The sequence below is a fragment of the Paraburkholderia sp. RL17-381-BIF-C genome, assembly GCF_046026435.1.
GTDB lineage: Bacteria > Pseudomonadota > Gammaproteobacteria > Burkholderiales > Burkholderiaceae > Paraburkholderia.
In genome coordinates this window covers 20,399-38,807 of the sequence record NZ_JARESX010000046.1, presented here as the reverse complement: position 1 = coordinate 38,807, position 18,409 = coordinate 20,399, and the positions used below count along the sequence as shown (strand labels likewise).

Sequence of the window (18,409 nt, the reverse complement as noted above, 5' to 3'; positions counted from 1 at the left end):
CGTAAGGAGTTTGAAACAAATGCATGCCCGCTTTCGACTGCCTTCGCACGCGTTTTCACGCTCTGCCGGATTTTGCTAATTGCAGTACTCTCTACGCCTCACCGATCCACCAATCCATGATGGAGTCTCAACGATGCGATACAACCAGTTAGGCCGTACCGGTGTGTTTGTTTCAGAGCTATGTCTGGGCACGATGACCTTCGGCGGTGGCGAGGGCATGTGGAAGCAGATCGGCGATCTGCAGCAGGGCGACGCGGAGCGTCTGGTTGGCCGGGCGCTCGATGCGGGCATCAACTTCATCGACACAGCCGACGTCTACGCAGAAGGTCTGTCCGAACAGATCACGGGCCAGGCGCTAAAGAACCTCAAGGTGCCGCGCGACAAAGTGGTGGTGGCCACCAAGGTATTCGGTCAGACGGGCGAGTTCCCGAACGCGCGCGGCGCGTCGCGCTACCACATCATCGACGGCGTGAAGGCGAGTTTGAAGCGTTTGCAGCTCGATCACGTCGACCTGTATCAGATCCACGGCTTCGACCCGGCCACGCCGATCGAAGAAACCGTTCGTGCACTCGACACGCTCGTGCAGCACGGCCATGTGCGCTATGTCGGCGTATCGAACTGGGCCGCGTGGCAGATCGTGAAAGCACTCGGCATCTCGGAGCGGCTTGGGCTTGCGCGTTTCGAGACGCTGCAGGCGTATTACACGCTCGCGGGCCGCGATCTCGAACGTGAACTCGTGCCGATGTTGCACAGCGAGGGTCTCGGGCTGATGGTGTGGAGTCCGCTCGCGGGCGGCTTGCTGAGTGGCAAATACGGACGCGAGCAGCAGGGCGAAGCGGGCAGCCGTCGCACGACCTTCGATTTTCCGCCGGTCAACCGCGAGCGCGCCTACGATTGTATCGACGTGATGCGTGAGATCGCCGGGACGAAGCAGGTGTCGGTCGCGCAGATCGCGCTCGCGTGGCTGCTGCATCAGCGCGTGGTGACCTCGGTGATCGTCGGCGCGAAAAAGGTCGGGCAACTCGACGATAACATCGCGGCGACCGGTGTTTCGCTCACGGCGGACGAACTCGCCCGGCTCGATCAGGTCAGCTCGCTGCCCGCAGAATATCCGGGCTGGATGCTGGAACGTCAAGGCGAGCCGCGCCGCAAGCAGTTGGAAGAGGCGCGGCATCCGGAGTAGCAGTGGACTGAGGTAGAGCGGGCCGCGCGTGGGTCGTATGTTGCGAGACAAATCAGGTGGTCCACGCGCGGCCGCTCAGTTCGTGTGGCGGCCTAGTCGCCGAGTGCCGCCTGCTCCTCGCATCGACTCAGACCGCGTCCGCTGCTTGCGCCGCATAAGCCGCGGCGGCGTCCATCGTGCGAGCCGAATACACCATCGCGGCGCCCGCATTGATGGCGACCGCGACGCCCAGCGCTTCGGCGATTTCGTCGCGTGTCGCGCCAAGCTTGAGCGCTTCGGCGGTGTGCACGGTGATACAACCGTCACAGCGCAGGCTCACCGCCACGGCGAGCGAAATCAGTTCGCGCGTCTTGGCGCCGAGGAGGTCTTTCTTCTGGCCGGCGCTCGACATCGCCTGATACGCCCTGACGGTATCCGGCGACAGTTTGGCGATTTCGCCGATGCGGCCGAACAGTTCTTTGCGGTATTCGATCCAGTTCAACATGGCAATGCTCCTTGTCTGCTGCGCGTCGGCGGGTGCCGGCGTCGTGAGACAAGTATTGCGCTGCGCCGCGATATCCTGAATACTCGATTCGCTCAACTTTTAGCGCGATCGTCTCATGGATACGCTTAGCCGACTGATCGACCTGGCGCGGCCCCAAGCCAGTCTCGATCTGCGTTGCCAGCTCTTGGGCGCCTTCGACATTGATCACGATTCGATGGAAGCGGGCATTGCGCCGTTTCACCTCGTGCTGGACGGCGCGTGTATTGTCGAAACCGCCGACGGCGTGCAGCACGCGCTGAGCGCGGGCGACTTCATGCTGTTTCCGCGTGGCGCGGCGCATCGTGTGCGCGACGTGAAGCGGCTGGCGGCCACCGCGCCATTGACGCTCGGCCATGACGGCATGTTGCCCGTGCGGCGCAACGACGGCCGCAACGATGGCAGCAATGATGCGCAGGTGCCTGCAGACATCGATCTGCTGTGTGGCCGCTTCGTTTACGCCCCGGGGTCGTCGGCGTTGTTGCTGAACGCATTGCCCGATCCGTTCCACGTCTCGCTAGGCGGCATGCAAGCGCTGGGCTCGCTGCAAACGCTGATTGCGCTGATGCGCACCGAGGCCGAACGACGCGAGGCGGGCGCCCTTGCCATCGTTACCGCATTGAGCCAGGCGCTCTTCGCGATGGCGTTGCGCGCGCACGGCGAGCGCAACGCGTCGGCTTCAGGCGTGCTCGCGCTGCTCGCCGACGCGCGTCTCGGTGCTTCCGTGCAAGGCATGCTGGGCGCTCCCGAGCGAGCGTGGACCATTGCCGAACTCGGCGAGCTCGCGGCCATGTCGCGCGCGACTTACGCGCGCCATTTCAATGAGCGCGCGGGCATGACCGTGATGGACTTTCTCACGCAGATCCGTATGACCATTGCGTGCGATCTGCTGCGACGCACGCAGCGTAGCGCGGCCGAGATCGGCGAGGCGGTGGGCTATCAGTCGGAGGCAGCATTCGGCAAGGCGTTTCAGCAAAGCGTGGGGGTGACGCCCGGACGTTACCGGCGTGCTCCGCACGACAACGATGTGACGCCGGGCTAGCTAGGCCTTGTTCGGTTTGCCGAACCAGCGCTGCTCGATCCACGTCATGAGAAACGCCACCAGTAATGCGCAGACCGTGCCGAGCGTCACCTCGCCGAGGCGCATCAAGGCTTTGTCCCACGCCGGGCCGATGCCCGGCACCAGCAGCATGATCGTTGCGGTAATGCCGCCCAGACGCGCCGCGCTACCCACGTTCAGGATCCAGCACATGATGATCGCCACGCCGACCGTGGCCGCGTAGGCCGCGAAATAACCGGCGCCGAGCGTCGTGCCCACGAGTCCGCACAAGCCGCCGACCATCGCGCCGATGAATTGATCGCGCGACAGGTTGCGGGTGTCGATATAGCTATGCTGGCTGACCGCAATCGCCGTGATGCACGCCCAGAAGGCCTGCTCGGTATGCAGCGCGCGGCCGATGGCGAACGCGAGGCTCGCGCCCGCGACGGCCTGCACGGCCATGAAGCTGCCTTCCATTAAACGCTCGCGGGGCGGCAATGCCTTGAGAAATGCAAACAGCGAGTTGGCGGCGCTCGCCCGTGCCGTACGTTCTGAATCGTCGCGTGAGGTCATTGAAGGTAAGAGGCCTTGTTGCGGCATGAAGGTCCCGTATTCTAGCGATTCAATTTAGCTTCGCGTGAAGACAGGCGCGCCCGCGCATGCCAATGGAAAGCATCGGGAATTCACGCCGCTCAATGATCGTGGCTAGCCTTCACGACTGCGCAGCCGGTGATACCAGTTCATCAACGGTGTCGCCGAGACGCCATGGACGACGACAGATGCCGCGATCACGGCGAGCGTGAGCGGCACGAGCGGCGCGACGTTGGCCGCGCTGCCGTTTTCAAGCGCGTACGCGAGGTAGTAAAACGAGCCGATGCCACGTATGCCGAACCAGCTCATCAGCCGCCGTTGGGTCGGCGTTGCGCTCGAGCCCACCAGAGACAATTCCACCGACACCGGCCGCACGAGCACGAATAGCGCAACGGTGAGCGAAACGGTTTGCCAGGTGAAGAGCGGTGCGGTCATCGTGGCGAGTACGTTGCCGACCATTGCCATGACGGCGACTTCGGCGATGCGCTCGAGTTCGATCGTGAAACCGAGCACCGACTCCGTCATGAACGCATGCGCTTTGCTTGGATTCGCCGCGGTCGCTTCGACGTCTTCGGAATCGACGGTGCCGATCGCCTTGCGAGCCGACATGCCGCCGCTCGCGCGGTGTTCGACGCGGCGCATCGCGACGCCGGCCGCGAACACGGCCAGAAAACCGTAGGTTTGCGCGAGTTGCGCGACGCCGAAACACAGTTCGATCAGGCCGAGCGCGAAGAAACCTTCGAGCCCGAGCGCCTGCGCGTGGCGCGTGCGCAGCCACGCCACCGCGTGCGTCGTGGCCCAGCCGAGCACGCCGCCAATGGCGAGCGCCCCCGCCACGCCCCACACAACGCTGCCCGCGAGCTTCAGGTTCAGCAGGTCACCCGCTTCAGCGGAGGGCGCGGCGCATAGCGCCAGACCGAGCAGCGCGAAGGGCAGTGCGATGCCGTCGTTCAGACCGCCTTCGCCCGAGAGCGCGAAGCGCAGCAAATCGAGGTCGCCTGGATTGTGCACTTGCACATCGTGGGCGAGCACCGGGTCGGTTGGCGCGAGTATCGCCGCGAGCAGCAAGGCCGGCCCCCAGCCCAGATGCAGCACGTACACGCCGAAGAGCGTCAGCAGCGGAATAGTCGCCAGCATGGCAAGGAAGCCGAGCCGCAGCGGCACGGTCCAGAGCTTTTCCAGCATGCCTAGCCGCAAGCGCAGGCCAATGGCAAACAGGGAGACCAGTAGCGCGACTTCAGTGAAAATGCGCAGCAGATGCGCGTCCGCGATCATGTCCAGACGCAATAGCCCGATACCGGGCGGCCCGAGGACGTAGCCGATCGCGAGGTAAAACATGGCGGCGCTGATGGGCAGCCGCCGGAGTGTCGTTGCCGCGAGACCCATGAAAACGAGCACGCCGCCAACGATCAGAAACCACAAAGTTTCGTGCATGAGCATCCGGTAAGGGCTCGCATGCAGGCGCTGCATGCGTGACCGGTTGAAGAAGAAACGCGCGCCGACGCGTCATTTTCATGGCGCGCGTCCGAATGCTTCGCGCAGCTTGCGCTTGGCCTGTTGCAAGGTATCACGGCGCGCTTTCGGCAGGTTCCTGCCCGCGCGATTGATATAAAAGTTCAGCATCGACATGGCCGACTGGAACGGTGTGCCCTTGCGGCGCCGGCTTCGCGTCGACGAATGCTTGAGCGATTGCGCGATCGACTCCGCGCTGCCGGTTTTGAAAATGTCGTGCTGGATGTCCATTGCGTCACTGGTTTCCATCACATGATGCGACCACTTTTGCGGGCTTTTCGCGCGATGCGCCGCGTGGGCCTGGGCGTGCCGCTGGCGTGGTGGCCGTCCTGACTTGCCGCGCGCGACGGGGCGTTTCGATTTGCTCGTGGTTTTTCGGGTGGCCATGGCAGAGGCTCCTTATCGGCATGTGCGCGCGCTTCTGCGCGGCTTTGGTGGCTTACAACGGCCCGCTCAAAGTGAAATGCGCCGGCTGCCGCAAAGGCGGCATGCCGGCGCATCCGCGCGGGCGCCGCGACCGGATAGCCGCATGCGCCCGCCGTGAGCGTGCTTTACAACTTCAGGCCGCCTGCCTCCGGCGCGTCGGACGACGCGGGCGGAATGTCGTCGACACCGTAGTCGTCGCGTCGATCGTAACGGTCGCGGCCCCAGTAGGGTTCACTGCCGTAGTACTGATGCACGGACGTGGCCCATGTCTGATCCGCCATCGCCGGCCAATGGTCCTTGTCGAAGCCAGGTGCGTTTTTCACGCGTTCGGCGGTCATGTTCAGCACGAAGCATTTTTGCTCGGTATCCAGCGTCAATGCATGCCATGGAATGGCGAGCAGCTTGTCGCCAATGCCGAGAAAGCCGCCACTCGAAAGCACCGCATACGCGACGCGCCCCGAATTGACGTCGAGCATGATGTCCTTGATTTTGCCGATATCCTCGCCGTCGCTGCTGAGCACCTTATTGCCATCGAGGGTGGCGGCGGCCATCACGTCCGGGCCGGGACCGTCCGCAGTCGCGCTGCCTTTGCCGACGATTCGGGCGCCTTCGCCCTGACGCAGCCCTGCTTGCGTTTGTGTCTGGTTGATCATGATGTGACTCCTCTACAAGGTGGGTATGTTGAAGCTTGAGCAACGGGCGTTCCTTCGATCTTCGAGAGAGGCACATGCGGCGCAGCAGAGACGTGTTGTGTTCGAGAGCGTGTCTGCATTGCGCAAACCATCTGCGAGCGTTTCGAACACCGCGTAAAGCGTGCTGACTTGTTTGAAATTATTTCGTCCAGATTGGCGAAGCGCGCGCACGGATGTGCATTCGAAGGCGGCGATGCCGCCAGACTTCGTCGCACTTGCTCTTCAGGCCGCTTGCACGCCGGCCTTCGCATCGGTCTTCGCTGCCGCTGCCTTGCGCACCTTTCGCGACTTTTTCAGCAAACTCGTGAGCGACGTGTCGATGCTTTCCGTCACCACCGACTCCCGCGCCTTGCGACCTTTCGCGCCCGCCTGACGCGCGAGCTTTGCCGCCCGTTTTTCGGCGTGCGCGAGGAGCGCGGCAAACGCCACCTCGTCGACTTTCAGCCCACGCCGCGTTTGGCCCGGCGCGAGATTTTGCAATTCGTCTGCTTCGAATGCGCTGATCACCGCGGGGTGGATGTAGCAGCGCTTGCACACGGCCGGCGTATTGCGCAGTAGCGTGGCCACGTCCTTGACGGTCGCCACGACGTGCCGGCGCGCTTCCGCCGCGCTGCTGCAGATGAGCCGCCGCAGCGCGGCCAACGCGTAGACGCTGCCGGCCCACGTGCGGTAGTCCTTGGCGGTGAAGTCCGCGCCGCTCGCACGGCGTAAGTAATCGTTGATGTCGGCGGAGCCGACGGTGCGGCGGGTGCCATCGTCGTCGAGATACTGAAACAGGTCGTGGCCCGGCAATTCAGCGCAACGCCGCACGATGCGCTTGATACGTGGATTGTTGACCGTCACGTCGTGTTCAATGCCGCTCTTGCCCCGGAACTTGAAACGCAACCGGCCGGCCTCGATCTTCACGTGTTTCTTGCGCAGCGTCGTCAATCCGTATGACTGATTGTCCCGCGCATATTCGACACTGCCGATCCGGATCAGCGTCGTGTCGAGCAATTGCACGATCGCGGCGATGACCTTGTCGCGCGGCATGCCCGGCAGATTCAGATCGCGCGCGACTCGCGCGCGAATCTTCGGCAACGCGCGGCCGAACTCGGCCATACGTTCATATTTGTCGGCGTCGCGCGTTTCACGCCAGCGCGGGTGATAGCGGTACTGCTTGCGGCCGCGCGCATCGCGGCCGGTTGCCTGAATGTGCCCACGCGCGTCCGGGCAGATCCAGACATTTTCATAAGCGGGCGGAATCGCGAGCGCGTTGATGCGTTTGATTTCGTCCTCGTCGTCGATGCGTTTGCCCGCCACGTCGAAGTACGCGAATCCGCCGTTCTCGCGCTTGCGCGTGATGCCGGGTTTCGCGTCGTCGGCATGGCGCAAGCCCGGCGGCATGTCGGCAGCAGCGGGTGGTTTTGCGCGCTCGTCGTCCATGCGGTCTGTACGTTCAGCGCGGCTTTGAATCGGGGTGGTCGTGGCAGCCATCGTCGCAGGTAGAAGTTTCAGGCAGGAGGCGCGTTTCGCGCCGATGACTGCGTCAAGCAAAGGCAGTGCCTAACGCGCGGCGTGGGCTTTTGCGTGCCGGGTCGCGGTTGCTTCGTGAAACAGCGGAACGGTCCTTGCGCCCACTCGATACGGGTACCGATTAACCGAACGAAGGAGAGCGCCATGAGCAGCACACTTAATCCTGATGACGAGCCGCAACAGGTCGTCAAACAAACCTCCGGCACGACAGGTGCGCTCGGTCCGAGTGATTCGTCCGATAGCGGCAGCGATGTCGCCGGCGCGAAGCGTCATGAATTCGACGTGGATTCGGAACTGGACAACCACGCACTCGAAACCGGCGACTCGGAACTCGGCAGCGACACGGATCGCGCCGGCACGGGCGAGCGTGCCGCGGCGGACGGTGATTCGACGCTCGTGCCGGATAGCGATATCGAACCCGACCGGATTATCGATCCGCTCGCCAACGACGATGACGGTCTCGACGACGATCCGCACGGTCTTTGACGGCATCGGCAGGCAAGGTTGGATAACGCAGGGATTGAACAGACAAGGCATTGGCATGAAGGCGCCTGCGGCGGCCCGCCGCACAGGCACGTCTATTGCTGATTGACTACTCATAAAGCGGACAAGCCGCGCGAGACGCGGCCCCGGCACTGAATGAAGGAGAGCACGCATGGCTGGCAAGCTGAATGGCTACAAGGTGGCGGTACTCGCGGTAGATGGTTTCGAACAGGCCGAATTGACCGAGCCGCAACGAGCGCTCGCGGAAGCGGGTGCGACGGTGCACGTCATTTCCGCCAAGCCCGGCAAGATTCAAGGTTTCAAGCACGTGGACAAGGGTGATGCCGTCGAGGTCGATCTGACTTTCGACAAGGCAAGCGCTGACGACTACGACGCCGTGGTGTTACCCGGCGGCGTGGTGAACGGGGATGCAATCCGTGTGCTGCCGCAAGCGCAGGCCTTCGTCAAGGCAGCCGACAGCGCGAAGAAACCGATCGCGGTGATCTGCCATGGCGGGTGGCTGCCGGTGTCGGCGGGAATCATCAAGGGACGTACGCTCACGAGCTGGCCGAGCCTGCAGGACGACATTCGCAACGCGGGCGGTACGTGGGTGGACAAGGAAGTGGTCGAGGACGGCAATCTGATCAGCAGCCGCAAGCCTGATGATCTGCCGGCTTTCAACCGGGCGCTGATTGGGCAGCTGTCCGCGCGCAAGGCGGCATAGGCGGGTGGCGAGCGAGGCGCGCCGATCGAGCGAATGGCGCCGCTTCGTCCAGCCCGGTCCGCTTCGCGGTATCCGTCGAACAGGGAGAAAATGCATGAAATTCCGGTATCCCCTACAAGCGATGACGGTCGCGCTAAGTTTGAGCGCAGCGTCCATTGGCGCGGTCTATGCGCAAGCCAGCGACGCGCCGGCCAGTGATGCGCCCGTCAGCGGTACGAAGCTCTCGCCTGCGGACCAGCAATTCGTTCAGGATGCCTCGAAGTCCGACGCCACCGAAATCGCTGCCAGCAGGATCGCGCTGAAAAACTCCAGCGACCCGCACGTGAAGAAGTTTGCCCAGCAGATGATTGCGGATCACACAAAACTCTCGCATGGCATGGCGGCGCTCGTGTCGAAAAAGGGCTTTACTGCGACGCCTTCAGCGGATTCCGCGCTGGTGGGCAAACTGCAGACGCTCAAGGGCAAGGAGTTCGATCAGGCGTACGTTGAGCAGATTGGCGTGGAAGCGCATCAGCGCGCGGTCGACCTGTTCCAGCAGGAAAGCACGAGCGGCACCGACTCACAGCTCAAGGCAGCGGCAATGCACGCGTTGCCGACCATCCAACATCATCTCGCGATGGCGCAGCAACTCGCCGGCGCAATGAAGGGTTCGTCATGAACGCGATCCTGCCTCGGCCGGCCTATGAGGATTCCCTTATGCAGATCACTTTTTCCGACGACAAGCCGGACTTCGACGGAGCGAATCTGACTGTGCGTTTTCTGGCGCGGGTGGACGGCGAAGCGGTTGTGTGCGCGATTACCGCGGAAGCGCTCGAGGACCATTTCGGCGCCGATTCCGCGCTCGAAGCAACGCTCATGTCGGCCTTCGACAAAGGCCGTCACCGCATCCGTTCGGTCTGCGCGGAAGCGCTCGACCAGAACAACGGAGAAGGCGTAGTGTTGCATAGTGGACTGTTCAGAGTGGAAGGCATGGAACCGGATCGCGGCACCGCGGCATAGTGCCCGCGCATGTCGCCGCTCGAGCGCGCCGAATGGCGCAGCGAGCCGCGGCGGCTGAGTCCGCAATCGCCATTCAACGATGCAAGGAGGCCTCATGTCACTCATCGTCGCAGCACGTTTCACGACTTTTCCCGCCGCTGAAGATGCGGCGCAAAAGCTCTTCAATGCAGGGTTCGTCGAAGAAGACGTCACGCTGTTTTTCGTGAATCCGCGCGGACAGCATGCCCGTTATCCGATTGGCGGCGATACCGGTACGGACGCCGGCGCGAAAGGTGCGCCCAAAGGCGCCGGCCTGGGTGTCACCATCGGCGCGGTAGCCGGCGCCGTGGTTGGAGTGGCGATCTTCGCGGCGTTTTCGGCGCCGGTCATCGTGTCGTTGATCGCGGCGGGCGTCGGCGCTTACGTGGGCTCGCTGGTCGGGGCGATGGCACGCACGCGCGAGGGCGGCCAGGCTGGCCACCGATCGCCATTTCACGAGGAAACGCGTGATTCCGGCGTGCTGGTCGCGGTGCATGTGTCGCCGGACAACCAGTTCGACGCCGCGCGCGTGCTGCGCGAAGCTGGCGGCGTTGCGATCGAGCGGGCGAGCGGCCGCTGGCAGCAAGGGCGTTGGGCGGACTTCGATCCTTTGAAGAAACCTGTGCCGCTCAACGAATTTCGGGAAAATCACGCGTAGGTAAAGAGGCTTGAGTTCACGTTTCTCTTCGACTGGCCCGCCGACGTGAGGTTTGACGCGGTGCTCAGCCAGGGTGTTTAGCCAAACGGTCCGACTCTCAGGTCGGACCGTTTTCTTGTGGGCGTCGTGTTCACTCCATCAGGGACGTAGACGGCCGGAGCCGTCCTGCAAAGATCCGCTCAGACCCAGATTTGCGGAGCGCTGCGTGGGCGCCGGGTTGTGCGGTCCGTTTGATGGTCATCCCTCGTCGGCTCGCAAGCGGCTGGCACGGGGCCATCGTGCGTCGCCCCGCACGAGGGCGACGCGACTTGCGCGCTCGGGGATGCCGCTTCACGCGGTTGCATATGTTCGCGAATCGGCATCACGGTCGCCGAGGTGATGATCGCGACGGCGACCAGACATTCCGTGCTCCTGATCTTCATGGTGGATGCTCCCTGTCGTTGTTGCCTGCCCATTGTTTTCAATTCATCGGCACGTCTTGCAGTGGGTCGTTGCGCTGCACGGCATGCTGCGGGCGAGCTTATTAAGCAACCACCGTGCCATTGGCCGAAAGCACGCCGGGCGCGGCTTTGCGGTGCTCCGCGTAGTAGTGGGGCGGGAATAATCTACGCGGATTGGCAAGATTGGAAGTGTTAGCCGATGTGTCGCCAGGGCCATCCGCTGCGATGTGCGCCGGGCACGCGTCGTGCGGATACATCAACGAACCCCGCAGCTGGATTGCGAGCGCTGGTAATAGCGTGACGTGTCCGGCGGCGGATTCATGACTAACGAAACCCTTGGAGGTATTGAATGGCTACGAACGTTGTTTCCGTGCTGAACGATCTGGTCGAAACGTCGAAGGATGGCGAGAAGGGCTTTCGCAAGGCAGCAGAAGACGCTCACGATGCTCAACTGAAAACGCTGTTTCTTTCGCGCGCCGAAGACTGCACGCGTGGCGCGCGTGAGTTGCAGGATGCGGTTCAGGCGCTCGGCGGCAAACCCGAAACGGGCGGCAGCATGAGCGGCGCGCTGCATCGCGGCTGGGTCGACGTGAAGTCGGCAGTGACCGATCGCAGCGATCACGACATTCTGGCCGAATGTGAGAAGGGCGAGGACGTCGCGAAGAAGCGCTACCACGACGCGCTGGAAAAGGAATTGCCGGCGGATGTGCGTGCTCTGGTCGAGCGGCAGTATCAGGGCGTATTGCAGAACCATGATCGAGTGCGTGATCTGCGCGATCAATACGCGGCTGCACGGCGTTAAATCTGGGTGAATGAACTGGCGCTGGAAACGGCGCTGGTTTTTTGCGGCGGCTCAGTAGCTCAATAGTTTGGTAGGTGAGGTTGAGCTGCCGCCGGTCGCCGTAAAAGTTCGGCTCGCAACAAGAACCGTCTGCCCGCAAAAAAGCCGTCGCATTATCGGACGGCTTTTGTCTTTCCTTCTGCTTGAGCAACGGGAAGCGCTAACCGAAGCCAGCGCTTCCCGTGCAGATCGTTCGCTCTTACTGAGCGGCGATCTTCAGATGGTTCTTGACGCTCGACACACCCTTCACGGCCTTGACGACTTCCTCGGCTGCCGCCTTGTCGTCAGCCGAAGGCACCGAACCCGTGAGCCACACCACGCCCTTGCGCGTCTTCACGTGAATGTGTGTCGACTTGACGTTCTTCGCGGCCAGCAGGTCAGCCTTGGCCTTGGTGGTGATGGTGCCGTCGTCGACATGTTCGCCGATGGTTTCGGACGAAGCCGACGGAGCCGACGCGCTGGTCTGCGCCGTAGCGTTCAGTGCGAATGCGATACAAGCAATGCTACCTGCGGTCTTCAGAAATTGGATCGTCTTCATGGTTTCTCCTTCGGGTGTTGATGAAAATTGCGGTCTTGTTGCCTGCGGTCGATCGCGGCCGAAACCGCCGATGACACGCGTGGGGTCGTTGCCGCTACGGTTCCGTCAGGGCCCGTTATCGACACTGGGCGACAGTCTGTGCATGCGAATTCGCTGCTGCGTTCGCGTGCACAGACCGTCGTCCGTCCACATAGTGCTCATTCGCAAGCGTTGTGCCCGGCGGCCTGAGCGAAGGCGGGCAGTGAAGGAAATCCGTTATGGCACGCGGCTTTAGGCTGAAGAATAGGGCGCAATTAAGGGCTGGAGCGGCCTTGAATGCGGTGCGCAAGCAGGAACCGGAATTTGCCGGGGGCTTGTAAAAATGGCGTCCGGCCGCCTGCGCAATTGGCGGGCCTGAAAATGCAAAGCGTTGAAAAAACAGGATGTTGCGCGAGCTGGTACGGCAGTTGCTCTAAGGAGGCTACTGACCATTTTCGGCTATTAACGGGACCTCACTACAATGCCTTCAATTGAACTTCGCACAAGGCAGTCTCTCGCACTCACGCCGCGTCTTCAGCAATCGGTGCGTCTGTTGCAGTTGTCGTCTCTGGAATTCCAGCAGGAGTTGCGCACGGCGCTCGACACGAACCCGTTCCTCGAATACGACTCGTCGGATACCGAAGACGTTGCGCTCGCCACGACCGCGTCAGGCGAAGACTCGGGCGCGCTGCCTGCCACGGACACCGTAGCCAGCGCCGAGCCCGATTCGCTGTCGTCCGAGTCAGGTGGCAACGACACGCTGGAAAGCGCGGGCCAGGACGACATGCCTGGCGACTTTTCCGGCGATTACAGCAGCCGGAGTTCGACGCGTCAGAACGGCGATTCAGACAGCAGCGATCCGGCCGAGTGGGCCCGTTCCCAGCCGACCTTGCGCGAACAGTTGCACGACTCGCTGCGCCTCTATCGGCTCGATGACCGTGACCGCGCGGTGGCCCGTTTCATTATCGAGGCGCTCGACGACGACGGCTATTTGCGCCAGGAACTCTCCGATCTCGCCGACAGCGTCGATCTCGAACCTGAATTGACCGAAGACGAGTTGCTGGTAGCGCTGCGTCTCGTGCAATCGCTCGACCGTCCTGGCCTCGGCGCCCGCACCCTGTCGGAATGCCTGTCGCTGCAGGTGAATGCGTTGCCGGCCGATACGCCGGGGCGCGAAGTGGCTCGGCAAATCGTCGAGCATCATCTGGAACGGCTCGCACGCCGCGAACAGGCTGAACTGCAGAAGCAGATTGCCTGCAGTGCGGAAGAACTGCGCATTGCCTGCGCTCTGGTGCGCAAGCTCGATCCGAAGCCGGGCAACTCCTACGGCCGCACCGAAGACAACTACGTGGTGCCGGATGTGATCGTGCGCCAGGTGCGCAACAAATGGGTCGTGGCGATCAATCCGGCCGTGCAGCCGCGCGCCCGGATCCATCGCATGTACGCAGAGCTGTTCGCGCAATCGGCCGGTGCAAGCCGCTCGCCGCTCGCACAGCAACTGCAGGAAGCGCGCTGGCTGATCCGTAACGCGCAACAACGTTTCGATACGATTCAACGCGTGGCGGAATGCATCGTCGCGCATCAGAAGGCCTTCTTCCAGTACGGCGAAATCGCACTCAAGCCCATGGTTTTGCGCGATGTCGCCGATGAACTCGGACTGCACGAATCCACCATCTCGCGGGCCACGGGCAACAAATATATGGCCACGCCGCGCGGCATTTTCGAGTTCAAGCATTTCTTCCCCCGCGAACTCGGCACCGAAAGCGGTGGCACCTGTTCCGCCGCCGCCGTGCGTGCGTTGCTCAAGGAAATGATCGCCGCGGAAAACACCCGTGATCCGCTTTCGGATGTGACGCTCGCCAAGATGCTCGCGGATCAGGGCGTGCTGGTCGCGCGCCGCACAGTGGCCAAATACCGGCATCTGATGAAGGTGCCTCCGGCGGAATTGCGCCGCCAGGTTTGAGCGCCACGCCCCGCCGTAAGGGGTTGGGTTGAAGCGCCACGCGAGGCCAAGGCTTCGCGTGGCGTTTTTTCGTATCTGGACGTTTCATGCGTGCCCCTTTACATTGGCGAGTCCATGGGCAACGGGGCAGGGTAATGAAGTACTCGAATCTGGTCGAGCGTTTGCAGGGCAGGCGCACGTCCGCGTGGGAAATTCACCGGGTCGCACAACAGGCGGCGGCCAATGGTGAGGACGTTATCGTCCTGAGCGTTGGCGACCCGGATTTCGCGACGCCGGCGCCGATCGTCGAGCGCGCGGTCGAGGCCTTGCGCGGCGGCGATACGCACTACAGCGCTGTCTCCGGCCGTGAACCGGTGCGCGCGGCGATTGCCGAAGAACACGCTCGCATGACCGGCTGCGCCGTGAGCGCCGCCAATGTGATCCTGACCGCGGGTGCGCAGAACGGCGTGTTCGCGGCATCGCTGTGCCTGCTGGAAGCGGGCGACGAAGTGATCGTCCCCGAGCCCATGTATCTGACCTACGAGGCCTGCGTGCGCGCGGCCGGCGCCACGCTCGTCACGGTCCCGGTCGACCGGGCGCGGGCCTTTCATGTCGATTGCGACGCGCTCGAGGCGGCCGTCACGTCGCGCACCAAAGCCATCTTCTTCGCCACGCCGTGCAATCCGACCGGCGTGGTGATGCCGCGCGCCGATCTCGAACGGATCGCGCGGCTCGCGTGCCGGCATGATCTGTGGGTGCTGTCCGACGAGGTCTACGCCGAGCTGACTTTCGAGCGGGAACACGTGAGTATTGCGGCGCTGCCCGGCATGGCCGAGCGCACCGTGACGCTCGGCAGTCTGTCGAAATCGCATGCCATGGCCGGCTGGCGCGTAGGCTGGGCGATCGGTCCGGCGGAACTGATCGAGCATATGGGGCGGCTCGCCCTCGCCATGCTGTATGGCTTGCCCGGATTCATCCAGCAGGCGGCGTTGACGGCCTTGCAGAACAAAGCGCGGATCGCCGCCGAGATGCGGGAGATTTATCGCCGCCGGCGCGACGTGGTGTTCGAGCGCTTACAGCGCGTGCCGGGTTTGCGCTGCGTGTTGCCCGAAGCCGGCATGTTCATGATGGTCGACGTGAGCGGCACCGGCCTCGATACGGTCGACTTCACCTGGCAGCTGTTTCGCGCGCAAGGCGTGTCGGTGCTCGACGCGAGCGCCTTCGGAGAGACCGCGAATGGTTTCGTGCGGCTGGGCTTCGTTGTCGACGAAGCGTGCTTGATCGATGCCTGCGAGCGGATTGCCGCTTTCGTCCGCACATTGCCGGTCCGTTGAGCCTTTCTATAACGTTTCGTTTGCTTTTCGAATCGCGTAACGAAGCGATGCGTCTTGGGAGCAATGGGTGTCCTCGGCAGTTTTCGATTGACGCCGCCAAAGGCCGCGTCAAAAATCGAGCGCCGACTTCGTCTTAAGCTAGGACATTCCGGACGCCGGCGCATATCGACTCACTGTCGGGAACCCCATGGGCCTTCGCTTCACCCTCTCGTTACGCCGATCCCTCATGGCAGGGTCGATGGCGGCCGCTCTCGTGGCGATGGCGCTCGTGCTCGTCATGCTCGCCGCATTCAGCACGGTGTGTGCGGCGGCTGAACCGGACGCATCACCGGATGCGGCCGCGAGCGTGGAAACCGCGGCGTCCGCGCCAGGCGCACAGGACTCGCCGAACTCGCCGAACTCGCCGCGCGTTGTGAGCGCCAAGCCGAATCAGCGCGGCGAGCCGAACGCCCAACCGGTCGGCGATTCGCATGTGGGCGCGGTGCGCGCCACTCGCCAGCCACGCGCGCTTGAAACGACTCAGAGCGACGCGTCGGGCAGTACGGCGCTGCGCAATGCGAAACCGGAGTCGGCGCCGATTCCCGTGCCCCCGGAAACCGCGTCGGTGACGCAGCATTCCATCCGGCTCGACGGCCGCAAGATCGACTACACGGCCACCGCCGGCAATCTGCTGCTGCGCGACAAGACCGGACAGGCCAACGCGAGCGTGTTCTATGTCGCCTACACCGTCGCCAGCAAAACACCGGCAACGCGGCCGGTCACGTTTCTCTTCAACGGCGGACCGGGCGCCGGCAGCGTATTTCTGATGATCGGCTCGTTCGGGCCGAAGCGCGCGCGTACCGCGAGTCCCGCCATCACGCCGCCCGCGCCGTACACGCTCGCCGACAATCCCGACAGCCTGCTCGACACCACCGACCTGGTATTTATCGATGCGGTCGGCGCCGGTCTGTCGAGGGTGGTCGGCCACGGCACGGGCAAAGACTTCTGGGGCGTGGATAAGGATCTGGACGCGTTTTCGCAATTCATCGACCGATACCTGACGGTAAACCAGCGCTGGAATTCGCCGAAATATCTGCTCGGCGAATCGTATGGCACCGCGCGCGCCGCGATGCTGGCGTATCAGTTGGGGCAGGACAATATCGCGCTCAATGGCGTGATCCTGATGTCGTCCGTGCTCGATTCCGCCGCATTCTCGGCGGGCGCCGACTTCAGGAGCGAAAGCTATCTGCCGAGCTTCGCGGCCATTGCGTGGTATCACGACAAGATCGTGCCGAAGCCGGCCAGTCTGCCGGCCTTTCTCGACGAAGCCCGCACGTTCGCGCGTGGGCCGTATGCGCAAGCGCTCGCGCAAGGCGACGCGCTGCCCGACGCCGAGCGCGATGCGATCGCCGCGCGCGTCGCGCAGTTCACGGGGCTCGACGCCGCCTATGTGAAGCGTAGCCGCCTGCGTCTTTATCCGTCGCGTTATCGCACTGAACTGCTGCGCGACGAGGCGCGCAGCGTCGGCCGGTACGACGCGCGCTTCGAAGGAATCGACTTCGACAGCGTGTCCGAGCGTCCCGATTACGATGCTTCGGTGAGCAGCGTGTCGAGTGCCTTCGACGCGGCCCTGCACCAGCATTTCGCTCAGGACCTGCACTTTACGCCGGCCGACCGTTACCGCGTCTTCAACGACGAAGCGCTGACGCAATGGGACTGGAAGCATCGCGAATGGTGGGGTGAACATTTGCCGGTGCCCTATGCGGCGGGCGATCTGGCCGAAGCGATGCGGCAAAATCCCCAGTTGCGCGTGATGTCGTTGAACGGCTATTTCGATCTGGCCACACCGTTTTACGCAACCGAATACGCGCTCGCGCATCTGGGCGTGGACGGGCCGCTGCGCGCCAACGTGCGAATCGCTTACTATCCGACCGGCCACATGATCTACCTCGACGACGCGGCGTTGCATACGCTCAAACGTGATCTGGCGAGTTTCTATGCGGCGGGAGCGCGCTGAGTTTCCCGGCAACCCTCAGGACGCGGCGGGCGCGTCTTTCGCCCGCAATTGGCCTGCGCCGTTGAACGGTATAATCCGTTCGACGCCGCGCGGTGCTTCAATCCTTGCATCGAACCGCGCCCAGGCGGTTGTCCACCGCCTGAAAATCCGCCTGATCAACCGGCTTCACTCATCGCTGCCCATGCCATTCCTCCCGATCCAGTCCTTCACGCGCAAACGTCTGTCCGACGTGGTGTCCGACCAGATCAAGCAACTGATTTCGGACGGCACGCTAATGCCCGGCGACCGGCTGCCGGCCGAACGCGACCTCGCCACGCAGCTCGGCGTGTCGCGGCCTTCGTTGCGGGAAGCGCTGATCAGGCTGGAAGCGGACGGCTACATCGAAACCTCGGGGCGGGGCGGTTTTACGGTGGTCGACGTGACGGCGCCGATCATCTCCAAGCCGCTTGCCGAGTTGCTGCTGCAAAATCCGCGAACCAGTGCCGATATTCTGGAGCTGCGCCAGGGGCTCGAATCGATTTCGACGGTGTATGCCGCGCAGCGCGCCACGGCCGCCGACCTGAAAAAGATCAGCGCGGCGTTCGAGGCATTGAAGGCCGGCTCGCTGTCGCAGGACCGTGTGAACCTTGCCGAACTCGACGCCGCATTTCACCTCGCAATTGCCGACTCCACGCACAACATCGCGCTCGCGCACGTGATGCACGGCATCCACACGCTGATTCGCGAGGGCATGCGCCAGTACCATCGGCTGATCGATTACGACGATGCGATGGAAAAACAGTTGATGAGCCAGCACCAGGCCATCTACGACGCCGTCATGTCGCGCGACGCGCCGAAGGCCCGCAAGGCGGCTGAGCGTCATCTGGCCTATGTGCGCGAGATGTACAAGGAAGACGCGGCCAAGCCTTCGTCGAGTACGATTGCGTGATTGCCTGAGTGC

At 63.2% G+C, this 18,409-nt stretch carries 19 protein-coding genes; 12 read left to right on the top strand and 7 right to left on the bottom strand.

What is annotated here, in order from left to right; all coding sequences use genetic code 11:
- Window positions 1-133 precede the first annotated feature (133 nt).
- Window positions 134-1,183, top strand: coding sequence for an aldo/keto reductase (locus P0D70_RS24865; protein WP_408186412.1), 1,050 nt, complete (start codon window positions 134-136; stop codon window positions 1,181-1,183).
- A 127-nt stretch (window positions 1,184-1,310) separates the two neighbouring features.
- Here P0D70_RS24865 and P0D70_RS24860 read toward each other — a convergent pair whose 3' ends face one another.
- Window positions 1,311-1,667, bottom strand: coding sequence for a carboxymuconolactone decarboxylase family protein (locus P0D70_RS24860; protein ID WP_408186411.1), 357 nt, complete (start codon window positions 1,665-1,667; stop codon window positions 1,311-1,313).
- A 115-nt stretch (window positions 1,668-1,782) separates the two neighbouring features.
- On the opposite strand from P0D70_RS24860, the gene P0D70_RS24855 reads away from it, so the two are divergent.
- Window positions 1,783-2,745: a cupin domain-containing protein gene (locus P0D70_RS24855; protein ID WP_408186410.1), complete on the top strand. Its 963-nt coding sequence runs from the start codon at window positions 1,783-1,785 to the stop codon at window positions 2,743-2,745.
- Here the strand turns inward: P0D70_RS24855 and P0D70_RS24850 are convergent, their stop codons facing one another.
- The 5 genes from P0D70_RS24850 to P0D70_RS24830 all read right to left on the bottom strand — a co-directional run bounded on the left by P0D70_RS24850 (window position 2,746) and on the right by P0D70_RS24830 (window position 7,388).
- On the bottom strand, window positions 2,746-3,315 hold the full coding sequence (locus P0D70_RS24850; protein WP_408186409.1) for an FUSC family protein: 570 nt from the start codon (window positions 3,313-3,315) through the stop codon (window positions 2,746-2,748).
- A gap of 132 nt (window positions 3,316-3,447) precedes the next feature.
- Window positions 3,448-4,767, bottom strand: a complete 1,320-nt coding sequence (locus P0D70_RS24845; RefSeq protein ID WP_408186408.1) for a cation:proton antiporter — start codon at window positions 4,765-4,767, stop codon at window positions 3,448-3,450.
- Window positions 4,768-4,845: 78 nt separating this feature from the next.
- Window positions 4,846-5,232 carry a DUF3175 domain-containing protein gene (locus P0D70_RS24840; protein ID WP_408186407.1) on the bottom strand — a complete coding sequence of 129 codons (387 nt, stop codon included), beginning with the start codon at window positions 5,230-5,232 and terminating at the stop codon, window positions 4,846-4,848.
- Window positions 5,233-5,396: 164 nt separating this feature from the next.
- Complete coding sequence (locus P0D70_RS24835) at window positions 5,397-5,924, bottom strand: PRC-barrel domain-containing protein (protein ID WP_091808010.1); 528 nt, start codon at window positions 5,922-5,924, stop codon at window positions 5,397-5,399.
- Window positions 5,925-6,185: 261 nt separating this feature from the next.
- Window positions 6,186-7,388: a DNA topoisomerase IB gene (locus P0D70_RS24830; RefSeq protein ID WP_408186406.1), complete on the bottom strand. Its 1,203-nt coding sequence runs from the start codon at window positions 7,386-7,388 to the stop codon at window positions 6,186-6,188.
- Window positions 7,389-7,622: 234 nt separating this feature from the next.
- Between P0D70_RS24830 and P0D70_RS24825 the strand changes: the two genes are divergently transcribed.
- The 6 genes from P0D70_RS24825 to P0D70_RS24800 all read left to right on the top strand — a co-directional run bounded on the left by P0D70_RS24825 (window position 7,623) and on the right by P0D70_RS24800 (window position 11,602).
- Window positions 7,623-7,964 carry a chemotaxis protein gene (locus P0D70_RS24825; RefSeq protein WP_408186405.1) on the top strand — a complete coding sequence of 114 codons (342 nt, stop codon included), beginning with the start codon at window positions 7,623-7,625 and terminating at the stop codon, window positions 7,962-7,964.
- 169 nt (window positions 7,965-8,133) lie between these two features.
- Complete coding sequence (locus tag P0D70_RS24820) at window positions 8,134-8,685, top strand: type 1 glutamine amidotransferase domain-containing protein (RefSeq protein ID WP_091808015.1); 552 nt, start codon at window positions 8,134-8,136, stop codon at window positions 8,683-8,685.
- A gap of 94 nt (window positions 8,686-8,779) precedes the next feature.
- Entirely contained in the window at window positions 8,780-9,343 is a 564-nt protein-coding gene (locus P0D70_RS24815) for a DUF4142 domain-containing protein (RefSeq protein ID WP_408186404.1), read from the top strand.
- The gene (locus tag P0D70_RS24810) at window positions 9,340-9,684 is read left to right on the top strand and encodes a DUF1488 family protein (protein ID WP_091808019.1); all 345 of its coding nucleotides are present in this window, start codon (window positions 9,340-9,342) and stop codon (window positions 9,682-9,684) included. Before P0D70_RS24815 ends, P0D70_RS24810 begins: the two co-directional genes overlap by 4 nt.
- Before the next feature lie 94 nt (window positions 9,685-9,778).
- Complete coding sequence (locus P0D70_RS24805) at window positions 9,779-10,360, top strand: glycine zipper domain-containing protein (RefSeq protein WP_091808021.1); 582 nt, start codon at window positions 9,779-9,781, stop codon at window positions 10,358-10,360.
- Window positions 10,361-11,149: 789 nt separating this feature from the next.
- Entirely contained in the window at window positions 11,150-11,602 is a 453-nt protein-coding gene (locus tag P0D70_RS24800) for a PA2169 family four-helix-bundle protein (protein ID WP_091808027.1), read from the top strand.
- 238 nt (window positions 11,603-11,840) lie between these two features.
- On the opposite strand, the gene P0D70_RS24795 is transcribed toward P0D70_RS24800, so the two are convergent.
- Window positions 11,841-12,179, bottom strand: coding sequence for a BON domain-containing protein (locus P0D70_RS24795; RefSeq protein ID WP_408186403.1), 339 nt, complete (start codon window positions 12,177-12,179; stop codon window positions 11,841-11,843).
- A gap of 499 nt (window positions 12,180-12,678) precedes the next feature.
- On the opposite strand from P0D70_RS24795, the gene P0D70_RS24790 reads away from it, so the two are divergent.
- From P0D70_RS24790 to P0D70_RS24775, 4 genes are all read left to right on the top strand, one after another.
- The gene (locus P0D70_RS24790; RefSeq protein WP_408186402.1) at window positions 12,679-14,160 is read left to right on the top strand and encodes an RNA polymerase factor sigma-54; all 1,482 of its coding nucleotides are present in this window, start codon (window positions 12,679-12,681) and stop codon (window positions 14,158-14,160) included.
- 134 nt (window positions 14,161-14,294) lie between these two features.
- On the top strand, window positions 14,295-15,473 hold the full coding sequence (locus tag P0D70_RS24785; protein WP_408186401.1) for a pyridoxal phosphate-dependent aminotransferase: 1,179 nt from the start codon (window positions 14,295-14,297) through the stop codon (window positions 15,471-15,473).
- 187 nt (window positions 15,474-15,660) lie between these two features.
- Window positions 15,661-17,469: a S10 family peptidase gene (locus P0D70_RS24780; protein ID WP_408186400.1), complete on the top strand. Its 1,809-nt coding sequence runs from the start codon at window positions 15,661-15,663 to the stop codon at window positions 17,467-17,469.
- A gap of 181 nt (window positions 17,470-17,650) precedes the next feature.
- Window positions 17,651-18,397: a FadR/GntR family transcriptional regulator gene (locus P0D70_RS24775; protein ID WP_408186399.1), complete on the top strand. Its 747-nt coding sequence runs from the start codon at window positions 17,651-17,653 to the stop codon at window positions 18,395-18,397.
- Window positions 18,398-18,409 lie beyond the last annotated feature (12 nt).

Bases quoted from the DNA above. Each gene is read 5' to 3' on its own strand.
- P0D70_RS24865 (WP_408186412.1), top strand. From the start codon at position 134: ATGCGATACAACCAGTTAGGCCGTACCGGTGTGTTTGTTTCAGAGCTA.
- P0D70_RS24860 (WP_408186411.1), bottom strand. From the start codon at position 1,667: ATGTTGAACTGGATCGAATACCGCAAAGAACTGTTCGGCCGCATCGGC.
- P0D70_RS24855 (WP_408186410.1), top strand. From the start codon at position 1,783: ATGGATACGCTTAGCCGACTGATCGACCTGGCGCGGCCCCAAGCCAGT.
- P0D70_RS24850 (WP_408186409.1), bottom strand. From the start codon at position 3,315: ATGACCTCACGCGACGATTCAGAACGTACGGCACGGGCGAGCGCCGCC.
- P0D70_RS24845 (WP_408186408.1), bottom strand. From the start codon at position 4,767: ATGCACGAAACTTTGTGGTTTCTGATCGTTGGCGGCGTGCTCGTTTTC.
- P0D70_RS24840 (WP_408186407.1), bottom strand. From the start codon at position 5,232: ATGGCCACCCGAAAAACCACGAGCAAATCGAAACGCCCCGTCGCGCGC.
- P0D70_RS24835 (WP_091808010.1), bottom strand. From the start codon at position 5,924: ATGATCAACCAGACACAAACGCAAGCAGGGCTGCGTCAGGGCGAAGGC.
- P0D70_RS24830 (WP_408186406.1), bottom strand. From the start codon at position 7,388: ATGGACGACGAGCGCGCAAAACCACCCGCTGCTGCCGACATGCCGCCG.
- P0D70_RS24825 (WP_408186405.1), top strand. From the start codon at position 7,623: ATGAGCAGCACACTTAATCCTGATGACGAGCCGCAACAGGTCGTCAAA.
- P0D70_RS24820 (WP_091808015.1), top strand. From the start codon at position 8,134: ATGGCTGGCAAGCTGAATGGCTACAAGGTGGCGGTACTCGCGGTAGAT.
- P0D70_RS24815 (WP_408186404.1), top strand. From the start codon at position 8,780: ATGAAATTCCGGTATCCCCTACAAGCGATGACGGTCGCGCTAAGTTTG.
- P0D70_RS24810 (WP_091808019.1), top strand. From the start codon at position 9,340: ATGAACGCGATCCTGCCTCGGCCGGCCTATGAGGATTCCCTTATGCAG.
- P0D70_RS24805 (WP_091808021.1), top strand. From the start codon at position 9,779: ATGTCACTCATCGTCGCAGCACGTTTCACGACTTTTCCCGCCGCTGAA.
- P0D70_RS24800 (WP_091808027.1), top strand. From the start codon at position 11,150: ATGGCTACGAACGTTGTTTCCGTGCTGAACGATCTGGTCGAAACGTCG.
- P0D70_RS24795 (WP_408186403.1), bottom strand. From the start codon at position 12,179: ATGAAGACGATCCAATTTCTGAAGACCGCAGGTAGCATTGCTTGTATC.
- P0D70_RS24790 (WP_408186402.1), top strand. From the start codon at position 12,679: ATGCCTTCAATTGAACTTCGCACAAGGCAGTCTCTCGCACTCACGCCG.
- P0D70_RS24785 (WP_408186401.1), top strand. From the start codon at position 14,295: ATGAAGTACTCGAATCTGGTCGAGCGTTTGCAGGGCAGGCGCACGTCC.
- P0D70_RS24780 (WP_408186400.1), top strand. From the start codon at position 15,661: ATGGGCCTTCGCTTCACCCTCTCGTTACGCCGATCCCTCATGGCAGGG.
- P0D70_RS24775 (WP_408186399.1), top strand. From the start codon at position 17,651: ATGCCATTCCTCCCGATCCAGTCCTTCACGCGCAAACGTCTGTCCGAC.